This window comes from Streptococcus sp. AM28-20, assembly GCF_003603595.1.
Lineage (GTDB): Bacteria > Bacillota > Bacilli > Lactobacillales > Streptococcaceae > Streptococcus > Streptococcus ilei.
Map to the genome: position 1 here is coordinate 166,288 of NZ_QTNK01000001.1, position 22,958 is coordinate 189,245.

Consider the following 22,958-nt stretch of genomic DNA (forward strand, 5'->3'; position numbering starts at 1 on the left):
TCTAAGCGTTTTTATTTGCTAAAGAAGAAAGGAGGAGTGAATTCTTTCAATTTTTCAAAGCAATCCAAAGCTCCTTGATTGTCTTCGCAGATGATGAGACAGACGTCGTCCCCGCAGACGGTTGCGACAATTTGTGGTAATTCAAGGGCATCTAAGATAGCACCGAAAGACTGAGCCAGTCCAGGTAGAGTTTTCACCACCACTTGGTTTTGGACAGGACGAAGCATGACGAGGGCATCCTCCATATAAAAACGCAGTCGGTTTTCCCAGCGGGATGGTGCGATGCTATTGATGGCATAGTAAGAAGTATCCCCCTCATTAATTTTTACCAGATTCAAGGATTTGACATCTCTTGAGAGGGTTGATTGGGTCACGATGATACCGTTAGCTTCTAAGCTGTCTTGTAATTCCTGCTGGGTCCGAATCTTTTTCTCTGAAATAATGGACCGGATGAGGCGGTGGCGACTTTCGATCTTATTCATAAAGGAATCTCCTTATTTAATAAACATAGCGTCTCCAAAGCTAAAGAAACGATAGCCTTGGTCAATAGCGTGCTGATAAGCTTCTAGAGTAAATTCCCGACCTGCGAAGGCAGAAACGAGCATGACTAAGGTTGATTTTGGTAGGTGGAAGTTGGTTGAAAAGGCGTCGACAACTTGCCACTGATAGCCTGGTTTGATAAAGATATTGGTCCAACCAGAGTCTGCTTGTACCTCTCCATTAAACTTATTTCCAATTGTTTCTAAAGTTCGGATAGAAGTGGTCCCAACGGCTACGATGCGGTGACCGCTCGCTTTAACTTGTCGAAGAGTTTGGGCAGCTTCTTCAGAAAGTTGATAAAACTCAGAGTGCATCTCATGCTGGTCTACATCATCAACGGATACTGGACGGAAGGTACCAAGTCCGACATGGAGGGTTAGATAAACCAAGTGAACACCTTTGTCTTCAATTTTTTGTAACAGCTCAGGTGTAAAATGGAGGCCAGCAGTTGGAGCGGCGGCAGATCCATTTTCTTTGGCATAGACCGTCTGGTAGCGTTCCTGATCTTCTAATTTTTCATGGATGTAAGGTGGTAGGGGCATTTCCCCTAGACTTTCCAAGACTTCAAGGAAAATCCCTTGGTAAGAAAACTCTACGATACATCCTCCGTGTTCCAATTTCTTGATGAGAGTCGCTTGGAGACGTCCATCTCCAAAACTGACAATTCCTCCCTCTTTAAGACGTTTGGCAGGTTTAGCAAGAACCTCCCATTGATCGCCCTCGATATTTTTTAAGAGGAGAAGCTCCACATGTCCCCCTGTATCTGGTTTGACCCCATGGAGACGAGCAGGAAGGACACGGGTATTGTTCATCACCAAAGCATCCCCTGGTTCTAACTCATTGATAATGGCATCAAAATGCTGGTCTTCCATCTGACCTGTTTGGCGATTGAGGATCAGTAGTTTGGAGGCATCGCGCTTTTCTAGAGGAGTTTGCGCAATTAACTCCTCAGGGAGGTGGAAATCAAAGTCGTTTGTATTCATGGTCTCTCCTTGTTTCTAAATTCTTCTATTTCTTACATTTAACCTTCCCCATTATATCATGAAATAAGAGTGAAACAAAGGAAATGACTAGCTGAATTTTGACGGAGAGAAGTGAAAAATTCCTTGTCTAGCATGAAGAAAGCGCTTGACAAAAATTGGTCTATACCATATAATGAATATAAGAAATAAGTGGAGGTTTCATCATGAAAGTTATTGAAGTAGCCAATCAAATTGAAGGAGGACAGGTTGCTTTTGACCTGTTAAAAGAAAAGTTAGAACAAGGTGCGAAAACTCTGGGGCTTGCGACTGGAAGCAGTCCACTTGAATTTTATAAATTGATTCGAGAAAGTGACTTGGATTTTTCAGACATGGTCAGTGTCAACTTGGATGAGTATGTCGGCTTGACGGGTGAAGATCCTCAATCCTATCGTTACTTTATGCAGGAAAATTTATTCAATGAGAAACCTTTTAAAGTTAGCTATCTTCCAAAAGGAAATGAAGATACTGCAGAAGAAGAAACAGCGCATTACAATGAAATTTTGGCCCAAAATCCAGTAGATCTGCAAATTCTAGGGATTGGTCGCAACGGCCACATTGGTTTTAACGAACCAGGAACCCCATTTGACAGCCAAACGCATTTGGTCCATTTGGATCAATCAACGATTGAAGCCAACTCTCGCTTCTTTGAAAAAATTGAAGATGTTCCGACTCAAGCCATTTCAATGGGGATTGCAAACATTCTCGCTGCCAAGTCCATTATTCTCTTTGCATATGGCGAATCAAAAGCTCAAGCGATTGCTGGAATGGTCAATGGTCCTAAAACAGAGAGTTTACCAGCGAGTGCCCTTCAAGGACACCCAGATGTCGTCATTATTGCAGACCAAGCAGCTTTGAGCCTACTGTAAGCAGTTAAAACAGAGAGACCTATCTGAAATATCCTGAAAGATAGGTTTTTTTATAGCTTGAAGTATGGTACAATAAGATAAAATTCTATATTTGAGGAAAATATATTTTGAAGAAGAAGTTGCTCGTTTTAGGAATTGTCGTCTTATCTTTGCTCCGGCCTTTGTCGATCGCAGCGGATGAGTTAGTGGATATGGCGCAAAAAATGTATCCGAATGATCATGTGCAGGCCTATAACCGACCAAGGTCTTCCCTCGTCATCGATGCGAATACAGGGGATGTTTTGTGGAGAGACAATATTGATGAAGTGCGGGATCCTGCAAGTATGAGTAAGCTCATGACACTGTATCTGCTTTTCGAATCCATGAAAGAGGGGAAAATCACTAAAGATACGGTTGTCACTGCAACGGCTGCGGATCAATCTATGTCAAAAATCTATGAGATTTCCAACAATAACATCGTTGCAGGAGTGGATTATACGGTCTCTGAATTGATTACCATGACTGCTGTTCCATCCTCCAATGTGGCGACGATTATGTTGGCCAATCTCCTTTCTAACCATGATGCTGATGCCTTTATTCAGCGGATGAACGAAAAGTCCAAGGAATTGGGGATGACCAATACCGTTTGGAACAATCCTAGTGGTGCGGCCATTTCAACCTTCCAAGGTTTATATACCAGTTATAACTATCCAAATGATGCAGCCAACCAAACAACTGCAAGAGACTTGGCTATTCTGGTCTATCATTTCGTGAAAGAATATCCTGATATCCTTAGCTACACCAATCAGGCTAAGGTGACCGTCAAACAAGGAACTCCTTATGAGGAAACCTTTGATACCTATAACTATTCTTTACCAGGAGCCAGATATGCTCTTGAAGGAGTAGATGGTCTGAAGACAGGTTCGAGTCCACGTGGTGCCTTTAACTACATCGCAACCGCTAAACGAGGGGACCAACGAATTATCTCCGTCGTAATGGGAGTTGGTGATTGGTCTGACCAGGATGGTGAATACTATCGACATCCATTTGGCAATGCCTTGATCGAAAAAGCTTTTGCAGATTATAGTTATAAAAAGTTATTGGACAAGGGTGTACAGACTATTGATGGAAAGACCTACACGCTAGATCAACCGTTCTATGCTACGGTGAAAAAGGGAGAAGAGGATCCAAAAATCGTTGTCAAAGATGGACAGGTAGAGGCGGATTCAGGCTTGATGACCCTATCAGAAAAGATTTCTGATGGACTTCCAGTAAAAGAAGGAGCAGTGGATCAATCAGATACCCAAAGTACTGTGGCACCATCTACAAAGAAATCCATCCGCTTCCCGCTTGAAAGTCTGGTTATTCTGGTTCCAATTGGTATACTTGCTATGATTCTGTATGTAGAAAGGGCCCATCGCAAAAAACGTGCGCTCAAGGCTCAGAATCGCTACAAAAAATAACTGATCAAAACTCAACTGAAATCCAGTTGGGTTTTGTCATTGCCTCTTCTGTTTAAAATTGAAAGGAAACTTATGAAAGCATTTCGAAATTCCTATCCTGCTTATTTATTTTTATATTGGTTTTACTTCATGTCGACTGCTCTCTTTACGACTCTCATCTCTGTCTATCTTATAGGCCGGCAGTATTCAGCCAGTCAGGTCTCTAATTTGGTATCAACGGCCTTTTTCCTATCCATGCTTGCCCAGCCCTTATTTGGTTATATCAATGAACGATTTGGCATTGTTAAAATCACCACTTTGAGCTTGGTCGTCCTCATGGCAGGGGTGGGTGGTTTTATCTGGGCCCCTAACTACTTTTGGTTGACGATTTTTTATGGTTTGGTTTTACTGTGTCTAAATGGAACGGCACCCATGATGGAAGTTTTTGCTACCCAGAGTCCCTATGCTTTTGGAAAAATTCGCGTTTGGGGAACTCTAGGCTATGCTGCTGGAGCGCAGCTAGCTGGTTGGCTCTATGCTCATCTTAGCCCCCAGTCTGTTTACTATTGTGTATTGGTCACGATCCTTCTTAGTTTCTTCACTTTAGGGGCTATCCGTATCGATAAGACCAGTCGGGTACAGAAAGAAGCTGTATCGATCCGTCCTTTGCTCCACAATGGTCCCTATCTCTTTTTCTTACTTTTGATGGGGCTTGTATCAGGTGTGGGCAATATCGGCCATACCTATATTCCAGCTCTCTTGATGGATAGTGGGCTCCCTGTCCAAATCGCATCTACGGTTGTGGCTATATCTGTCGTTGTTGAAGCGCCTCTTATCTTTTTCTCGGACCGTTTTATGGACCATTGGCCCTTGCGTCTACTAATTTTGCTTCCTGTGGGGATTCTCTTGCTCCAGTATGTCATCTATGCTCTTCCGAGTCCTGTCTTCTTAAAAGTGCTAGTCACTCTTTTGGCCAAACATACGACGGGGATGGTGTTGATCATGGTCTCTTTACGTTTTATCTCCCAACAGGTGGATAAGAAAGATCTAGTCTTAGCCATGGCTCTCATGCAGGGAGTTCGCTACCTTGGTACCATTTTATTGCAACCGATAGCGGCTTTCTTTGTGGATCACGGAGGATTTTCAATGATGAGTTACTTCTTGGCGCTTGTCCTGATCCTCGTCCTTCTTCTCAGTATCTTTTTAAAGATGCCAAAAGGAAAATCTCCGGGTCTCTTTGGGAGTATGAAGGAGTAAAAAGATTAGGAAATAGTGTTTCTGAATAGAGGGACTTATGCTATAATGGAGAACGATGATGATGAAAGAAATGAGAGAGAATGAAGTTTAAACGTGCCTTATTTGCGACACTTTCCCTTGCTTGCCTATGTTCCCCACTGCTAGCAAAGGCGGATGATCTTTACCAACAAGAAGACATCATGTCGATCACAGAAAAATCAGGGACATCGGTGGATGAATTTTTCCGTCCCAAGGCAGATATTGTCGTTGATGCTCACACAGGAGCGATTGTTTATGGAGATAATATTGATGCACCTCGTGACTCCGGTAGCATGGCTAAATTGATGTCTGTCTATGTTCTTCTGAAAGCCATTCAAGAAGGGCAACTGGATTATGACACCCTAATTACCGCGACAGATACAGATGTGATCATTTCTCAAAATCAGAAGTTGAGCAATAGTCCGATTGTGGCGGGTGCTAAATACAAGGTATCGACCCTCCTAAATATGATTTTTGTTCCTTCTTCAAGTGCTGCTACCATCATGATTGCCAATAAGGTGTCTGGAGGAGATCCGGATAAATTCTTGGATTTGATGAACCAGCGGGCTCAGGAAATTGGAATGACCAATACCAAGTGGAACAATCCTAATGGTGCCCCAACTGCAGTCTTGGATGGCTACTATAATCCGACACGCTATGATCAAAATGCCATTAACCAAACAACAGCGAGAGATATGGCTATTTTGGCCTATCACATGGTCAATGAGTTCCCTGAAATCCTCAACTACACCAAAAATGCCAAAATTACCCTCTTCCAAGGGACAGATTATGAAGAAACGCATGAGAATTATAATTATTCCTTAGAAGGTGGAAGGTATTCTCTTAAGGGAGCGGATGGTCTGAAAACAGGCTCTAGTCCGACCGCAGATTATAATTACACCTTGACGGTTAACCGTGGGAACCAGCGATTTGTTCAAGTCATTATGGGAGTTGGCCATTACGATGTGGAGATTGCAGAGAGCCTGCGCCACGTCATTGGAAATGCCCTGATTGAAAGACTCTATCAGGATTATGAATACAAAGAGGTGCTGCCGGCGGGGGATCACACCATTCAGGGGCAAACCTATCACTTAGAAAAACCTTTCTATGCTACGGTGAAAAGAGGGACCAATCCAGAGGTCAGTGTTCAAAATGGCCAGCTACAAATTGCAAATGGCTTGCAAACTGTTTCTCCGTCTATTCAGCAAACACAGGCTGTAAGTGCAGTACAGGCGTCCCATCAGAAGTCCACTAGCACGCGTCAAAAAGGCTGGGATCCAATGTGGCTTTTTTGCTTCCTTCCCTTCATTTTCCTAAGAATTTTCTTTAACATAAGATATAAGAGAAAATAAAAAGAGAGTGTGACAGAAATCGGTCATTCGTTAGAATTCGATTTCGTCGTCCCACCTCCGCACAGTTGAGTAGGGCTGTAAAAGTTGATGAAATCAGCGTAGTAGAGCCCACTCAACCACTGCGTCTTACTCGACACTCCAAAGACAATTGAGAGGCTAGGACTTTTGTCCCAGCCTTTTTCTTGTAGTGAAACAACTGAACAACCAGTTTTAGGTAGGAGAGAAGTAGTGCTAGAGCAGTGGGGGCCTCCATATTCGGATATTATTTCACAAACTATTATGAACTAGTAATTGATTTGACGGTAAAATTATTTGATGGTAAAATGGACTCGAATCAATATTAAAGGAGTTATCAAATGAAAAAATTGATTTTATCTACTACCGCTTTATTGGCAGTTGCTTCGCTTGCGGCTTGTTCAGGTAAGCAAGAAGTAAAAACCGAAGCTTCTTCATCTACTGAGAAGACAGAAAAGGTAACAAGCAAATCTTCCAGCTCATCAAAGGCAGAAAAGACTTCTTCTAATACTAGCTCTCAAACAACAAATGATATCTTCCCATCAGACGAAGAGCTTGAAAAATTAAAAACAGTTGGTGATTTTAAAAAGTGCTTCGCAAAAATCGTGGATGAATCCAATCGCCTGATGACTGAATCGATGGAATCTCTTCCTGAAAGTGCCAAAGAGTCATTTGCTCAAGTAGCAGATACGCTTAAGGAGACTCTTGCAAAAACTAAGGAAGCCTTCAATAAAGCTGTTGAGCGTTATGGGGATGATAATGCGGAAGTTCCAAAAGAGTTTCGTGAAACCTTTATTGAACAGTTGAAGGATGCTCGCGACTCTGCCAAAGACTCATCAGAGTCACCAGTTGACCAAGACTCAGACGATGAAGATAGCGATTCAGATGAATAAATAGATTGGTAGCATTGGACTTTTTGTCAAAAGCTAAATCGATAGACCGGAGATAGACTGATCTCTGGTCTTTTTTTAAAGAATCAGGGGACAAGTATGAATTGACGGCAACCTGGCTTGATGCTAGAATGGTAGTGGAATGATAAAAAGGAGAGATTGAATGAAAAAAAGACTATTATCAATGGCTGCTTTATTGGGAGCGCTTGGGCTAGTAGCCTGCTCGAATCAAGAAGGGACCTCGTCCAGTGAAAAGTCAGTTCAGAAAACAACCCAGTCTTCTAGCGCTTCTCAGGGCAAGAAAGTGACCAGCTTGAAAGGATCCACAGAGTCTCCTTTTGTTTTGTATACAGATGAGGAACTTGAAAATGCCAGAACGGTTGGGGATTTTAAAGCTCTCTATGCTTTGATGACGGACCGAACAGTTGCTCATTCGGAAGAAGCAGGAGCATCCCTCACGGGCTCTGCAAAAGAGACCTATGAGACTTACCTGAAAGACTTGAAGGAGAAAATGGAAACGAGCAAGGCCCGTTTTAATGAATTCATGGATACGATAGGGCCTGAAGATACCGATGTCCCAGAAGATACTCGTGCAACCATTGTCGAAAAATTCGAAACGGCTCGAAAACAAGCTGAAGCATCTGAAAATGGGACCTCCCCATCATCGGAAACTCCCGATCCGGCATCAGGCGAGAAAACGAGTGAGTCAGATCAATAAGCGGGGGACGTTATGTAAAGTCTCGTCTAGGATGGATGAACATTCGCTTTACACTTAAATAAGATCATATCTAAAAAAGGAGCTTGCCTCCTTTTTTTCTGTCTCCTTTATATAAGTATCCCCTATTACGAATTATATAAGTGGAGGTGATGATATGTTTATTGCAACTGATGCAAAGCAACAGCGTTGGAATTGTTTGGAGAAGGTTCCGATGAAAAAGGAGGGTCCCTTTTTCTGTCTCCTGTGTGGAAAGGAAGTCATCTTAAAGAAAGGGCCTGTGATGCGTCCGCATTTTGCCCACGTCAACCTAGAAGCTTGCCCCTTCCATCATGAAACGGAGAGTCCAGAGCATTTGGAGTTAAAGCTGGCACTTTATCAATGGGCCAAGCAACACTCCAATGCTGAAGTGGAAAGTCCTCTGCAGGCTTTCCAACAGATTGCGGATATTCTCCTTCCAGATCAAAAGCTTGCCTTAGAAGTGCAATGTAGTTCCTTATCCATGGAGCGTTTAAAAGAACGGAGCGATGCCTATCGCAAGCATGGTTATCAAGTTTACTGGTTGCTAGGGAAAAACTTATGGCTCAAGAAAAGCCTGTCAGCTCTGCAAGAAGGTTTTGTCTATTTTAGCCAAAATAGGGGCTTTCATCTCTGGGAGTTGGATCTAGAGCAACAGGAAGTTCGGCTCCACTATCTGATCCATCAAGACTTGCGAGGGCGTCTTCATTATCGGACTCAACATTTTCCTTTTTATGGTGGGAATTTGTTAGATGTTTTGCGGACCCCCTATGCCCAACAAGGTTTGCAACGAATGACGGTCTCTCTAGACAGACAGTTTAAGGACTATCTTCGTCAGCAGTTGTATTACCGGCATCCTAAGTGGATGGCCCTCCAAGAACAACTCTATCTGAAAGGAAAGCATCTCCTGGAGTTGGACTTGGAAGCCTTTTATCCCCTGTGTCGGCCACTGAAGTCTAGGAATTTTATTCAGATTAGGGGAGACTGGCAAGCCTATTATCAGAACTTTATGACCTACTATCGTTCAACTGGAATGAAAGCGACGCAGACTCTTTATTCACCTCGTTTTTATCAGAACTGGAAAGCTTAAATTTCTGTCAATCAAATACCCCCAAATGTTAATATTTCAGCAGAATAAAAGCTGAAATAGACGCGCAAAACTATTTACTTTAGTTAGAAAAGAGGTATAATATACCTAAAAACGAAAGCGAACAAACAAAGAAGAATCTGAAGTATTGGAAGGAGGAATTGAAAAAATATGAAGATTAAACATATTTTACAGTTACCCTTCGGGACGTCTATCAATTTAGACGAGAATGTCCCCGAATCCGGAGTAGTGGGCAAGTTTTTGACCGTTGATTTTGAAAATTACTATAAAGTTGTGGGAGCTCCGACGAACATTTTTTCAGAGGTCTTGATTTCAAAAGCAGAAATGTTGACGGAAGGTCAAGAAGTTCATTTTGTATAAAAATAAGTACTTAGATAATAATCTAGGTGCTTTTTATGATAGAATAGAAGCATTGGAGGATTTTTGTAATGGTAAAACAACGAAATGAAATTGATGAAAAATACCAATGGGATTTGTCGACCATTTTTGCGACGGATCAAGCTTGGGAGGAAGAAGCAACTGCCTTAGCTGCAGCCATTAAAGATGCGGCTCATTTTGCAGGTTCTTTATTGTCTTCTCCAGCCAACCTATTAGAAACCACAGAAGTTTATTTGGACTTGAGCCGTCGTTTGGAGAAGGTTTATGTCTACGCTCATATGAAGAATGACCAGGACACACGCGTAGCCAAATACCAAGAATTCCAATCAAAAGCCATGTCCCTATACAGCCTTTTAGGGGAGACCTTTGCCTTCTACGAACCAGAATTTATGGAGATCACCGAAGAGCAATATACCAACTTCTTGAAAGAAGTCCCTGCCCTAGAAGCTTATGCTCATTACTTTGATAAATTACTCAAAACCAAAGAGCATGTCCTTTCTCAAAAAGAAGAAGAATTATTAGCAGGAGCGGGTGAAATCTTCGCTGCAGCGGGTGAAACTTTTGAGATCTTGGACAATGCAGATATCGTCTTCCCGATGGTGAAGGATGACCAAGGCCAAGAAGTGCAGTTGACCCATGGGAACTATATTTCTTTAGTAGAGTCTAAGGATCGCCAAGTACGTAAGGAAGCTTACCAAGCCTTGTATGGTGTCTACGAACAGTACCAACATACTTATGCGAAGACCCTTCAGACCAACGTCAAGGTTCACAATTACAATGCCAAGGTTCGCAAATTCTCAAGCGCGCGTGAGGCAGCTCTTTCTGCTAACTTTATCCCAGAAAGCGTCTATGATAGCTTGGTAGAAGCGGTGAACAAGCACTTGCCTTTGTTGCAACGCTACGTGAAACTCCGCTCAAAAATCTTGGGAATTGAAGATTTGAAGATGTATGATGTCTACACGCCACTGTCTTCTACTGATTACAAGTTCACCTATGAAGAAGCTATTGCTAAGTCTGAGCAAGCTTTGGCGGTGCTTGGAGATGACTACCTATCACGCGTGAAGCGCGCCTTTACTGAACGTTGGATCGACGTCCATGTCAACCAAGGAAAACGTTCAGGTGCCTATTCAGGTGGATCGTACGACACCAATGCCTTTATGTTGTTGAACTGGCAAGATACATTGGACAATCTCTTCACCTTGGTGCACGAAACTGGCCATAGTATGCACTCCAGCTATACCCGTGAAACCCAACCTTATGTCTACGGGGATTATTCTATCTTCCTTGCTGAGATTGCATCTACAACCAATGAAAATATCTTGACTGAGCAATTGCTAGCAGAAGTAGAAGATGATGAAACGCGTTTTGCCATTCTCAACCACTTCTTGGATGGTTTCCGTGGTACCGTCTTCCGTCAAACCCAGTTTGCTGAGTTTGAGCATGCCATTCATAAAGCAGATCAAGAAGGACAAGTCTTGACCAGCGAATTCTTGAATGAGCTCTATGCGGACTTGAACGAGAAATACTATGGTCTTTCTAAAGAAGACAATCCAGAAATCCAATACGAATGGGCTCGTATTCCTCATTTCTACTATAACTACTATGTTTTCCAATATTCAACCGGTTTTGCAGCAGCTTCTGCCTTGGCTGAGAAAATCGTTCATGGAACACAAGAAGATAAGGACAAATATCTAGAGTATTTGAAGGCCGGAAATTCAGATTACCCACTCAACGTCATCCGCAAGGCGGGTGTTGATATGGAAAAAGAAGACTACCTCAATGCCGCCTTTGAAGTCTTTGAACGTCGTCTCAATGAATTTGAGGCCCTGGTTGAAAAATTAGGATTGGCCTAAGATGGTAGAGTCTTACAGTAAAAATGCCAACCACAATATGCGCCGCCCAGTTGTCAAGGAGGAAATTGTCTCTTTCATGCGGGAGCGCCAAGCGCCGGTAACGGATGCTTTAAAGGAGCTAGAAGAATTTGCTCGACGGGAAAATATTCCCATCATCCCTCATGAAACGGTTGCTTTCTTTCGTCTCTTTTTGCAGACCATGCAACCCAAGTCAATCTTAGAAATTGGGACAGCAATCGGCTTTTCGGCCCTCTTGATGGCAGAGCAAGTGCCTGATGCAAGGATTACAACCATTGATCGCAACGAGGAAATGATTGGTTTTGCCAAGGAAAACTTTGCTCGTTTTGATCAACGTAACCAAATCACCCTCTTAGAAGGGGATGCGGTCGATCTGCTGGAGCATATCGAGCAACGCTTTGACTTGATTTTTATGGATTCGGCTAAGTCCAAGTACATCGTCTTTCTTCCAGAAGTTCTCAAACGGTTGGAAGTTGGGGGAGTGGTGATTTTAGACGATATCTTCCAAGGGGGAGATGTAGCACGTGATATTATGGAAGTCCGTCGTGGACAACGCACCATCTATCGAGGTTTGCAACGTCTTTTTGACGCCACTTTGGACCATCCTGGCTTGACGGCCAGTCTGATTCCGCTCGGTGATGGCATTCTCATGATCCGTAAAAACGAGGAAGAGATTTCCTTGCCGACAGAAGAGTAGCTTTTAGTCTTATTTAAGTTATCCTTTTGAATTTGTGGTAAAATAGAAGCAGTGAATTTTAGAATGGAGAAATAAACATGAAGAAAAAATTTGTAGCTGGAGCGGTGACCCTTTTATCCGTTGTAGCGCTAGCAGCTTGTGCAAAAGGTGGCAGTGACAAAGATATCGTCACAATGAAGGGTGACACGATCACTGTTGGTGATTTCTATGATGAAATCAAACATAACCAAGGTGCACAACAATACCTGTTCCAAATGACCATTAATAAAGTCTTTGAAAAAGAATACGGGTCAAAAGTCTCAGACAAAGATGTTGAGAAAAAAGTTGATGAGCAGAAAAAACAATTGGGTGAAGCCTTCAATAGCTACCTCACTCAACAAGGGTTGACAGAAGAAACCAACAAACAACAAATCCGTAGTAACCTTTTGTTAGAGTATGCGGTTGACCAAGCTATTTCAAAAGAGTTGACAGACGAAGCTTATAAAAAAGCCTTTGAAAGCTATACACCAGAAATCACTGCAAATGTGATAAAATTGGATTCAGAAGAAAAAGCGAATGAAGTTCTTGCAAGTGTAAAAGCTGAAGGCGCTGACTTTGCACAAATTGCCAAAGAAAATTCTACAGATGCTAGCACCAAAGAAAAGGGTGGAGAAATCAAATTTGACTCTGGAACAACAACTGTTCCAACCCGTGTCAAGGAAGCAGCATCTAAGCTTGATGTAAATGGTATTTCAGATGTCGTTATTGATCCTGCTAGTCAAAAAAGCGCTGGTGCCTACTATATCGTTAAAGTAACTAAGAAGGAAGAAAAAGGATCTGACTGGAAGAAATACGAAAAACGCTTGAAAGAAATTCTGACGGCAGAACGTAAAAATGATGCCAACTTTATCCGTAGCATCATTGCCAAAGCAATGACAAATGCCAATATCAAGGTCAAAGATGATGCCTTCAAGGCAACCTTCAACCAATACATGCAAAATATTGGTGCAACAACAGAAGATAGCTCATCTTCTAAATAAGGATATTAGTTGACGAGCATTGTATTTATCTGTATAATGAGATAGTTGAGAATAAATCATTTAGAATCAGATTCAGAGAAGTGGCGGGGGTGCGAGCCATGGAAGAGGAATGATTTTGCTACTCAATAGAACAATTACATAATCGAATGAAGAATGACAAGTTCATTGAATGAAGGTGGTACCGCGGTTTTTCGCCCTTCGTTAGTGAGCTTGTCTTTTTTTCAGCATTTCTACCGGAGATCCTTTCTAATAAGAGAAAGGTTTTCATAAGGATTTGCAGGAGGAAACTGATGAAAACGTATCTGGTCAAACAAAAGTTTCGACTTGGAGGGGAACGCTTTGATATCAAAAATGATCTGGGAATGGTAGAATACCAGGTAGAAGGTTCATTTTTGAAAATTCCTAAAACCTTTACGGTATTTGATGTGGAAGGCCAGAAGGTCAGCCATATCACGAAGAAGCCTTTTAGCCTCTTACCTCAATTCACTGTAGAATTAGCGGATGGCTCCAGTTTTTTTATCCGTAAAAAACTGACCTTACTCCGTGATAAGTACGAAATTTCTAATTTAGGACTACGCATCGAAGGCAATATCTGGGATTTGGATTTCAAGTTATTGGATGATCGCGACCAGCTGGTTGCAGAGATTAGCAAGCAAGTCTTTACCTTGACGTCGACTTATCAGGTTTCCGTCTATGAAGAGGAATATGCCAATCTGGTGATTTCCTTGTGTCTTGCCATTGACTATGTAGAAATGATGGAAAATGGCTCCTAAGCCAATCAATAGAAAACAATAAATAGAGGAGAAAACATGAAACAATTATCTAGTGCACAAGTCCGCCAAATGTGGCTTGATTTCTGGGCGACCAAAGGTCACTCAGTAGAACCATCTGTTAGCTTGGTTCCAGTAAACGACCCAACCCTTTTGTGGATCAACTCAGGGGTTGCAACCCTTAAGAAATACTTTGATGGAACTATCATCCCTGAAAACCCACGGATTACCAATGCGCAAAAAGCCATCCGTACCAACGATATCGAAAACGTAGGGAAGACGGCGCGTCACCATACTATGTTTGAAATGCTGGGGAACTTCTCCATCGGGGATTACTTCCGTGACGAAGCCATTACCTGGGCTTATGAACTCTTGACAAGTCCGGAGTGGTTTGACTTCCCTAAAGACAAACTCTACATGACCTACTATCCAGCTGATACAGATTCATACAACCGCTGGATCGAAGTGGGCGTGGACCCAAGTCACTTGATCCCAATCGAAGACAACTTCTGGGAAATCGGTGCTGGACCTTCTGGACCAGATACAGAAATCTTCTTTGACCGTGGAGAAGCATTTGACCCAGAAAACATCGGTATTCGCCTTCTTGCAGAAGATATCGAAAACGACCGTTACATCGAAATCTGGAACATTGTCTTGTCACAATTTAACGCGGACCCTGCTGTTCCTCGTAGCGAGTACAAGGAATTGCCACACAAGAACATTGATACGGGAGCTGGTTTGGAGCGTTTGGTGGCGGTGATTCAAGGGGCTAAGACAAACTTTGAAACTGACCTCTTCATGCCAATCATCCGTGAAGTGGAAAAATTGTCTGGTAAAGTTTACGACCAAGATGGTGACAACATGAGCTTCAAGGTCATCGCAGACCATATCCGTTCTCTTTCATTTGCTATCGGTGATGGGGCTCTCCCTGGAAATGAAGGCCGTGGTTATGTCCTTCGTCGTCTTCTTCGTCGTGCATCTATGCATGGTCAAAAATTGGGCATCAATGAGCCTTTCCTTTACAAACTGGTTCCAACCGTTGGTAAAATCATGGAAAGCTACTACCCAGAAGTCCTTGAAAAACGTGATTTTATTGAAAAAATCGTCAAGAGCGAAGAAGAGTCATTTGCTCGTACCCTTCACTCAGGTCAACACTTTGCAGAAACAATCGTAGCAGATTTGAAAGAAAAAGGCCAAACGGTTATCGCTGGTCAAGATGTCTTTAAACTCTACGATACTTATGGATTCCCATTGGAATTGACAGAAGAAATCGCTGAAGAAGCGGGTATGACAGTCGACCGTGAAGGTTTTGAAGCAGCCATGAAAGAGCAACAAGAACGTGCGCGTGCATCAGCTGTTAAAGGCGGATCCATGGGGATGCAAAATGAAACCCTTCAAAACATTACTGTTGAGAGCGTCTTTAACTACAATGCTAGTCAATTGCCTTCAAAATTAGTGGCTATCGTAGCAGACAATGCGGAAGTAGAAGCTGTTTCAGAAGGAACTGCATCACTGATCTTTGCAGAAACTCCTTTCTACGCTGAAATGGGTGGACAGGTAGCTGACCACGGACAAATCTTGGATGCTACAGGAAATGTCGTAGCGACTGTAACAGATGTTCAAAAAGCACCAAACGGACAAGCTCTTCATACCGTTGAAGTTCATGCTCCACTTGCTTTGAACCAAGAATACACCTTGGCGATCGATACGAACCGTCGTCATCGTGTCATGAAAAACCACACAGCGACTCACTTGCTCCATGCGGCTCTTCACAATATTCTTGGTCACCATGCTACACAAGCAGGATCTCTTAACGAAGTAGAATTCCTTCGTTTTGACTTCACTCATTTCCAAGCGGTAACTCCTGAAGAATTGCGTGCCATTGAACAACAAGTCAATGAAAAGATCTGGGAAGCCATCGCTGTGGAAACAGTTGAGACTGATATTGACACAGCTAAAGAAATGGGAGCTATGGCCCTCTTTGGTGAGAAATATGGTAAGGAAGTTCGTGTTGTGACCATTGGTGATTATTCAGTGGAACTCTGTGGTGGTACCCACGTTGGCAATACTTCTGAAATCGGTCTCTTTAAGATTGTTAAAGAAGAAGGAATTGGATCAGGAACTCGTCGTATCCTGGCAGTGACTGGTAAAGAGGCCTTCGAAGCTTACCGTGAACAAGAAGATGCTTTGAAAGCAGTCGCTGCAACCTTGAAAGTACCTCAACTCAAGGAAGTTCCTCACAAGGTGGAAGGCCTTCAAGAACAACTCCGTCAATTGCAAAAAGAAAATGCAGAATTGAAGGAAAAAGCGGCGGCAGCAGCGGCAGGTGATGTCTTCAAACATGTTCAAGAAGCAAACGGACACCGTTACATTGCTAGTCAAGTTTCTGTATCAGATGCAGGTGCCCTTCGTACCTTTGCGGATAACTGGAAACAAAAAGATTACTCTGACGTCCTTGTTCTGGTCGCAGCAATCGGTGACAAGGTCAATCTTCTCGTAGCCAGCAAGACAAAAGACATCCACGCAGGTAACTTGGTTAAAGAATTGGCTCCAATCGTCGATGGACGTGGTGGTGGAAAACCAGACATGGCCATGGCAGGAGGAAGCAACCAAGCGAAAATCCAAGAATTGTTGGATGCCGTAGCAGCTAAATTGTAAGCAACAGGAGAGAGAGTGGGACAGAAATCGGTCATTCGTTAGAATTCGATTTCGTCGTCCCACCTCCGCACAGTTGAGTAGGGCTGTTAAAGCTGATGAAATCAGCGTAGTAGAGCCCACTCAACCACTGCGTCTTGCTCGACAATCCAAAAACAATTGAGAGGCTAGGACTTTTGTCCCAGCCTCTCTTTTTTCAAAAAAAGAAACGTACCCAATTAGAAAAAGCTTGCAACAAAAAAAGCCTTTCCGTCTGGAAAGGTTTTTATTTTATAATCCGTAGTTGTAATCGTCATCCTGCATGGCTTCTACTTCACCGAGAAGGTAACCATTTCCGACTTGTGAGAAGAAGTCGTGGTTGGATGTTCCGGTTGAGATCCCATTCATAACGATTGGGTTGACATCATCTGCTGAGTCAGGGAAGAGCGGATCTTGTCCCAAGTTCATAAGGGCTTTGTTCGCATTGTAGCGAAGGAAGGTCTTGACTTCCTCTGTCCAGCCCACACCGTCATAGAGGCTCTCTGTGTAGCCTTCTTCGTTTTCATAGAGAGTGTAGAGTAGGTCATACATCCATTCTTTGAGTTTTTCTTGCTCTTCTTCTGGTAATTCGTTAAATCCGAGTTGGAACTTGTAGCCGATATAGGTTCCGTGAACAGATTCGTCCCGAATAATCAACTTGATGATTTCAGCCACGTTAGCCAACTTGTTGTTTCCAAGATAATAGAGCGGTGTGAAGAAACCAGAGTAGAAGAGGAAGGTTTCAAGGAAGACGCTGGCTACTTTCTTTTCTAGAGGAGTTCCATTGAGGTAGATTTCATTGATGATTTCTGCCTTCTTCTGAAGGAAAGGATTGGTATTGGTCCATTCGAAAATCTCTTCGATTTCTGACTTGGTATTCAAGGTAGAAAAGATTGAAGAGTAAGACTTAGCATGGACAGATTCCATGAATTGGATGTTGTTAAAGACAGCTTCTTCGTGGGGAGTACGGATATCTGCACGAAGAGCTTGCACACCAGTTTCGGACTGCATGGTATCCAAGAGTGTCAATCCACCAAAGACTTTACCAACCAAGTCTTTTTCTTTGAGAGATAACTTTCTCCAGTCGTCCAAGTCGTTTGACAAAGGAATCCGTGTATCCAACCAGAATTGTTCGGTTAGCTTTTCCCAAGTAGATTTATCGATGACATCTTCGATGGCATTCCAGTTAATGGCTTTGTAGTAAGTTTCCATTTGAAATCTCTTTCTTTTTCTAATTCATTCGATCATACAATCATTGTTATTCTAACACAATTGTTAGCATACCGCACAAAAAGTCGGCGGACCGACTTTTGGTAGCAGTGGATCAGAGTGTCTTAGATGACACAGCTTTCACATTGGTTCGCGCCAACTTCTCCACCATCATCAGTAAAGGTACGGACGTAGTAGATAGACTTGATTCCCTTATTAAAGGCGTAGTTGCGAAGGATAGACAAGTCACGAGTGGTTTGTTTGTTTTCAGTTTTCCATTCGTAAAGCCCTTTTGGAATATCACTGCGCATGAAGAGGGTGAGTGAAAGACCTTGGTCTACGTGCTCAGTTGCGGCAGCATAGACATCGATGACTTTACGCATATCCATGTCGTAGGCAGAAGTGTAGTAAGGAATGGTTTCCGTCGACAATCCTGCTGCAGGATAGTAGATCTTCCCGATTTTCTTCTCTTGACGTTCTTCAATCCGTTGTGTAATTGGGTGGATAGAAGCAGATACATCGTTGATGTAGCTGATAGAACCATTTGGTGCTACAGCTAAACGGTTTTGGTGGTAAAGACCATCTGCTTTCACTTTATCACGAAGTTCAGCCCAATCTTCTGCATTAGGGATGAAGATGTCTTTAAAGAGTTCTTTGACACGCTCTGATTTTGGAACAAACTCTCCAGTCGTGTACTTATCAAAGTAAGTACCGTTTGCGTAGTCTGATTTTTCAAAGTTGTGGAAGGTAACGCCACGTTCACGCGCGATATTGTTTGATTCCACGAGGGTCCAGTAGTTCATGAGCATGAAGTAGATGCTAGTAAACTCAACAGACTCAGGTGATCCGTACTCGATCAATTGTTGCGCAAGATAGCTATGAAGTCCCATCGCACCGAGGCCAAAGGTATGCGCTAGGCTATTTCCATGGTCGATCGTAGGAACAGCGACGATGTGAGAACTATCTGTCACAAAGGTCAAAGCACGAACCATGGCACGAATAGAACGACCAAAGTCAGGTGAGGTCATCATGTTGACTACGTTTGTTGAACCAAGGTTACATGAGACGTCGGTCCCCATTTTAATGAATTCTTGAGCATCGTTGATCAAGCTTGGTTCTTGAACCTGGAGGATCTCTGAACACAAGTTACTCATGATGATTTTGCCATCAACTGGGTTGGCGCGGTTAGCAGTATCAATATTGACTACATATGGGTAACCAGATTCTTGTTGCAATTTAGAAATTTCTGTTTCCAAATCACGGGCTTTAATTTTTGTCTTACGGATGTTTGGATTAGCAACCAACTCATCGTATTTTTCAGTGATGTCGATATAGTTGAATGGCACTCCGTATTCACGCTCTACAGAATATGGGCTGAAGAGATACATTTCTTCATTCTTACGAGCCAACTCATAGAACTTGTCTGGTACGACGACACCAAGTGAGAGAGTCTTAACACGAACTTTTTCATCGGCATTTTCTTTCTTAGTTGAAAGGAAGGCGATGATGTCTGGGTGGAAGACGTTGAGGTAAACAACCCCCGCCCCTTGACGTTGACCAAGTTGGTTAGAGTAAGAGAAGCTATCTTCAAAGAGTTTCATAACAGGAACGACCCCAGAAGCAGCTCCTTCATAGCCTTTGATCGGTGCTCCAGCTTCACGAAGGTTGCTGAGGGAGATTCCAACCCCACCACCGATACGTGAAAGTTGAAGGGCAGAGTTGATAGAGCGTCCAATCGCATTCATATCATCTGTTACTTGGATCAAGAAACAGGAAACCAATTCTCCACGGCGGGCACGTCCAGCATTTAAGAAAGAAGGAGTAGCTGGTTGGTAGCGTTGGTGGATGATTTCGTTTGCGATGTCTTTGGCAATGTCTTCATTTCCATCTGCAAAATAGAGAGCATTGAAGAAGACGCGGTCTTCCATGCTTTCGAGATAGTATTCTCCATCATTTGTTTTAAGCGCATACTGGTTATAGAATTTATAGGCAGCCATGAAGGACTTGAATTGGAAGTTTTGGTCTTTGATAAATTGATAAAGTTCTTCCAAGAATTCTGGACGATATTTCTTGATAAAAGCTGTTTCGATATAGTTGTGTTCAATAAGGTAGTTGATTTTATCCGTTATTGAATCAAAGGCCATAGTATTTGGCGCAACATTTTCTTTAAAGAAAGCATCCAAGGCTTCTTTGTCTTTATGAAGCATGATTTGACCGTTTACTGGACGGTTGATTTCATTATTAAGACGGAAGTAGGTTACGTCTTCAAGTGATTTTAATCCCATAATGTTCCTTTTTCTAATTCAAAAACAAAGGGGAGGCAAGCTCCCCTGTACAAGTAAAAGGGCCAGGGAACACAGTAGTCAAGGACTACAGTCATCCATTCCCTAGACCAATCAAATCCTGTTTGATAATGTTAAGATAATTTCTTGAGCTTAGCTGGTTGGAAGCCAGAGAAGACTTCATCTGCCGTTTGGATAACTGGCGCAGCATTGAAACCAAGGTTCTTCACATGGTCTACAAACTCAGGTTGCTCATCTAGATTAATTTCACGGTATTCAACGTGATTGGTATCTAAAAAACGTTTGGTCATTTTACATTGAACGCAATTATTTTTTGAATAAATTGTCACCATAATGTGATCTAACTCCTCTAAATTCATAAATCTGTATCTAGTATAAACAAAAGGTTTTTTCTTGTCAAGAGTTTTAACTAAATATTGTGCACATAAATTAACTATACCGGAAGATACCACAATATGTAGTATTGTAAGAATTAGTGAAAATTGAGGAAAACGTGATAAAATATAGGTTTTTTAAGTCAAAGGAATTCCTATCTTTTTCCTAAAATTCTATATACTGTGTCCGTGAAAGCAATTCTATTTATTTAATAGAAGAAAGTAAAAAAAGAAGATCAAAAGAAGAGAAAAATTGAGTGCTTCCTGTAAGTATTTTCAGTAAGTGTGTGATAAAAATCTTGAAAAATAATGAAGAAGATGATATAATAGCAAATTGTAAGGGTTATCACAGATAACTCAAAACTAATTTTAAAAGGAGAGTCAAACTATGGCTTCTAAAGATTTCCACATCGTGGCAGAAACAGGTATCCACGCACGTCCAGCAACTTTGTTGGTTCAAACTGCTAGCAAATTTGCTTCAGATATTACTCTTGAATACAAAGGTAAATCAGTTAACTTGAAATCAATCATGGGTGTTATGAGCCTTGGTGTTGGTCAAGGAGCTGACGTTGTAATCTCAGCTGAAGGAGCTGACGCTGATGATGCTCTTGCAGCAATCGCTGAAACAATGGAAAAAGAAGGATTGGCATAAACATGACAGAAATGCTTAAAGGAATTGCAGCATCTGATGGTGTTGCCGTTGCTAAGGCATATCTACTTGTTCAACCCGACTTGTCATTTGAAACAATCTCAGTTGAAGATACAAATGCAGAAGAAGCTCGTTTGGATGCAGCTCTTGAAGCTTCACAAAACGAGCTTTCTCTTATTCGGGAGAATGCAGTAGCGAGCCTTGGTGAGGAAGCAGCACAAGTATTTGATGCTCACATGATGGTTCTTTCTGACCCTGAAATGGTTGGTCAGATCAAGGAAACAATTCGCACGAAGAAGGTGAATGCTGAGGCTGGTTTAAAAGAAGTTACAGACATGTTTATCACCATCTTTGAAGGAATGGAAGATAACCCATACATGCAAGAACGTGCAGCAGATATTCGCGACGTTACCAAACGTGTTCTTGCAAACTTGCTTGGTAAAAAATTGCCAAACCCTGCGACCATCAATGAAGAAGCAATTGTGGTTGCGCATGACTTGACCCCATCAGATACAGCTCAATTGAACAAACAGTTCGTTAAAGCTTTTGTTACAAACATTGGTGGCCGTACAAGTCACTCAGCGATCATGGCGCGTACACTTGAAATCGCAGCTGTTCTTGGTACAAACAACATTACAGATCTTGTAAAAGATGGTGATGTTTTGGCCGTATCTGGAATCACTGGTGAAGTTGTTATCAACCCAAGTGAAGAACAAATCGCAGAATTTAAAGCAGCTGGTGAAGCTTACGCGAAACAAAAAGCTGAATGGGCTCTTTTGAAAGATGCGAAAACTGTTACTGCAGATGGGAAACACTTCGAGTTGGCTGCTAACATCGGTACACCTAAAGACGTTGAAGGTGTGAATGAGAATGGTGCAGAAGCAGTTGGACTCTATCGTACTGAATTCTTGTACATGGACTCTCAAGACTTCCCAACTGAAGATGATCAATACGAAGCATACAAAGCGGTTCTTGAAGGTATGAACGGTAAACCTGTTGTCGTTCGTACGATGGATATCGGCGGGGATAAAGAACTTCCTTACTTCGATCTTCCTAAAGAAATGAACCCATTCTTGGGTTACCGTGCTTTGCGTATCTCCATCTCTGAAACTGGTAACCAAATGTTCCGTACTCAATTACGTGCCTTGCTTCGTGCATCTGTTCACGGTAAATTGCGGATCATGTTCCCAATGGTTGCTTTGTTGACGGAGTTCCGTACCGCTAAAGGTATTCTTGAAGAAGAAAAAGCGAAATTGGTTGCTGAAGGTGTTGCCGTTGCTGACGACATCGAAGTAGGTATCATGATTGAAATCCCAGCAGCAGCAATGTTGGCTGACCAATTTGCCAAAGAAGTTGACTTCTTCTCAATTGGTACAAACGACTTGATCCAATACACAATGGCTGCTGACCGTATGAACGAACAAGTATCATACCTTTACCAACCATATAACCCATCAATCCTTCGCTTGATTAACAACGTTATCAAGGCAGCTCACGCTGAAGGTAAATGGGCTGGTATGTGTGGTGAAATGGCCGGTGACCAAACAGCTGTTCCACTCCTTGTCGGAATGGGCTTGGATGAGTTCTCAATGTCAGCTACATCAGTCCTTCGTACACGTAGCTTGATGAAGAAATTGGATACAACTAAGATGCAAGAATACGCTAACCGTGCTCTTACTGAATGTTCAACAATGGAAGAAGTTCTTGAACTTTCTAAAGAATACGTGAACGTAGATTAATTGATTTTAAGAATCTGATAACAAAGTTATCACCTTGGAAGAGGTGGTAGCTTT

The 22,958-nt window shown here is 42.3% G+C and carries 20 protein-coding genes; 15 read left to right on the top strand and 5 right to left on the bottom strand.

Annotated elements, in window-relative coordinates; all coding sequences use genetic code 11:
• Positions 1-11: 11 nt before the first annotated feature.
• On the bottom strand, positions 12-482 hold the full coding sequence (locus DW738_RS00950) for an arginine repressor (protein WP_006596653.1): 471 nt from the start codon (positions 480-482) through the stop codon (positions 12-14).
• Positions 483-494: 12 nt separating this feature from the next.
• Positions 495-1,523, bottom strand: a complete 1,029-nt coding sequence (gene queA, locus DW738_RS00955; protein WP_023022701.1) for a tRNA preQ1(34) S-adenosylmethionine ribosyltransferase-isomerase QueA — start codon at positions 1,521-1,523, stop codon at positions 495-497.
• A 203-nt stretch (positions 1,524-1,726) separates the two neighbouring features.
• Between queA and DW738_RS00960 the strand changes: the two genes are divergently transcribed.
• From DW738_RS00960 to alaS, 13 genes are all read left to right on the top strand, one after another.
• Positions 1,727-2,428, top strand: coding sequence for a glucosamine-6-phosphate deaminase (locus DW738_RS00960; protein ID WP_123159356.1), 702 nt, complete (start codon positions 1,727-1,729; stop codon positions 2,426-2,428).
• Positions 2,429-2,535: 107 nt separating this feature from the next.
• Positions 2,536-3,870 (top strand): DUF1958 domain-containing protein, encoded by a 1,335-nt coding sequence (locus DW738_RS00965; protein WP_123160087.1) that lies wholly within the window; start codon positions 2,536-2,538, stop codon positions 3,868-3,870.
• A gap of 72 nt (positions 3,871-3,942) precedes the next feature.
• Positions 3,943-5,106: an MFS transporter gene (locus DW738_RS00970; protein ID WP_123160088.1), complete on the top strand. Its 1,164-nt coding sequence runs from the start codon at positions 3,943-3,945 to the stop codon at positions 5,104-5,106.
• An 80-nt stretch (positions 5,107-5,186) separates the two neighbouring features.
• On the top strand, positions 5,187-6,476 hold the full coding sequence (locus DW738_RS00975) for a DUF1958 domain-containing protein (RefSeq protein ID WP_123160089.1): 1,290 nt from the start codon (positions 5,187-5,189) through the stop codon (positions 6,474-6,476).
• A 356-nt stretch (positions 6,477-6,832) separates the two neighbouring features.
• Positions 6,833-7,384 carry a hypothetical protein gene (locus DW738_RS00985; protein ID WP_123160090.1) on the top strand — a complete coding sequence of 184 codons (552 nt, stop codon included), beginning with the start codon at positions 6,833-6,835 and terminating at the stop codon, positions 7,382-7,384.
• A gap of 160 nt (positions 7,385-7,544) precedes the next feature.
• A complete protein-coding gene (locus DW738_RS00990) occupies positions 7,545-8,099 on the top strand; it encodes a hypothetical protein (protein WP_123160091.1) in 555 nt (184 codons plus the stop codon).
• Positions 8,100-8,253: 154 nt separating this feature from the next.
• Positions 8,254-9,204 (top strand): competence protein CoiA family protein, encoded by a 951-nt coding sequence (locus DW738_RS00995; RefSeq protein WP_123160092.1) that lies wholly within the window; start codon positions 8,254-8,256, stop codon positions 9,202-9,204.
• Between the two features lie 168 nt (positions 9,205-9,372).
• A complete protein-coding gene (locus DW738_RS01000; RefSeq protein ID WP_123160093.1) occupies positions 9,373-9,582 on the top strand; it encodes a hypothetical protein in 210 nt (69 codons plus the stop codon).
• Positions 9,583-9,650: 68 nt separating this feature from the next.
• Positions 9,651-11,453 (top strand): oligoendopeptidase F, encoded by a 1,803-nt coding sequence (gene pepF / locus DW738_RS01005; protein ID WP_120702166.1) that lies wholly within the window; start codon positions 9,651-9,653, stop codon positions 11,451-11,453.
• Between the two features lies 1 nt (position 11,454).
• Positions 11,455-12,168: an O-methyltransferase gene (locus DW738_RS01010; RefSeq protein WP_023026613.1), complete on the top strand. Its 714-nt coding sequence runs from the start codon at positions 11,455-11,457 to the stop codon at positions 12,166-12,168.
• Between the two features lie 77 nt (positions 12,169-12,245).
• A complete protein-coding gene (locus DW738_RS01015; protein ID WP_048717181.1) occupies positions 12,246-13,187 on the top strand; it encodes a peptidylprolyl isomerase in 942 nt (313 codons plus the stop codon).
• A 290-nt stretch (positions 13,188-13,477) separates the two neighbouring features.
• Positions 13,478-13,960, top strand: a complete 483-nt coding sequence (locus tag DW738_RS01020) for an LURP-one-related family protein (protein WP_006596642.1) — start codon at positions 13,478-13,480, stop codon at positions 13,958-13,960.
• Between the two features lie 36 nt (positions 13,961-13,996).
• Positions 13,997-16,615 carry an alanine--tRNA ligase gene (gene alaS / locus DW738_RS01025; RefSeq protein ID WP_123160094.1) on the top strand — a complete coding sequence of 873 codons (2,619 nt, stop codon included), beginning with the start codon at positions 13,997-13,999 and terminating at the stop codon, positions 16,613-16,615.
• 267 nt (positions 16,616-16,882) lie between these two features.
• Here alaS and nrdF read toward each other — a convergent pair whose 3' ends face one another.
• From nrdF to nrdH, 3 genes are all read right to left on the bottom strand, one after another.
• Entirely contained in the window at positions 16,883-17,842 is a 960-nt protein-coding gene (gene nrdF, locus DW738_RS01035) for a class 1b ribonucleoside-diphosphate reductase subunit beta (RefSeq protein ID WP_023026617.1), read from the bottom strand.
• A 122-nt stretch (positions 17,843-17,964) separates the two neighbouring features.
• Complete coding sequence (gene nrdE / locus DW738_RS01040) at positions 17,965-20,124, bottom strand: class 1b ribonucleoside-diphosphate reductase subunit alpha (RefSeq protein ID WP_123160095.1); 2,160 nt, start codon at positions 20,122-20,124, stop codon at positions 17,965-17,967.
• A 131-nt stretch (positions 20,125-20,255) separates the two neighbouring features.
• A complete protein-coding gene (gene nrdH / locus DW738_RS01045) occupies positions 20,256-20,474 on the bottom strand; it encodes a glutaredoxin-like protein NrdH (protein ID WP_006596951.1) in 219 nt (72 codons plus the stop codon).
• A 430-nt stretch (positions 20,475-20,904) separates the two neighbouring features.
• Between nrdH and DW738_RS01050 the strand changes: the two genes are divergently transcribed.
• Both DW738_RS01050 and ptsP read left to right on the top strand, forming a co-directional pair.
• Positions 20,905-21,168, top strand: a complete 264-nt coding sequence (locus DW738_RS01050; RefSeq protein WP_006596636.1) for a phosphocarrier protein HPr — start codon at positions 20,905-20,907, stop codon at positions 21,166-21,168.
• A 2-nt stretch (positions 21,169-21,170) separates the two neighbouring features.
• Entirely contained in the window at positions 21,171-22,904 is a 1,734-nt protein-coding gene (gene ptsP, locus DW738_RS01055) for a phosphoenolpyruvate--protein phosphotransferase (RefSeq protein ID WP_117744044.1), read from the top strand.
• Positions 22,905-22,958: the final 54 nt, after the last annotated feature.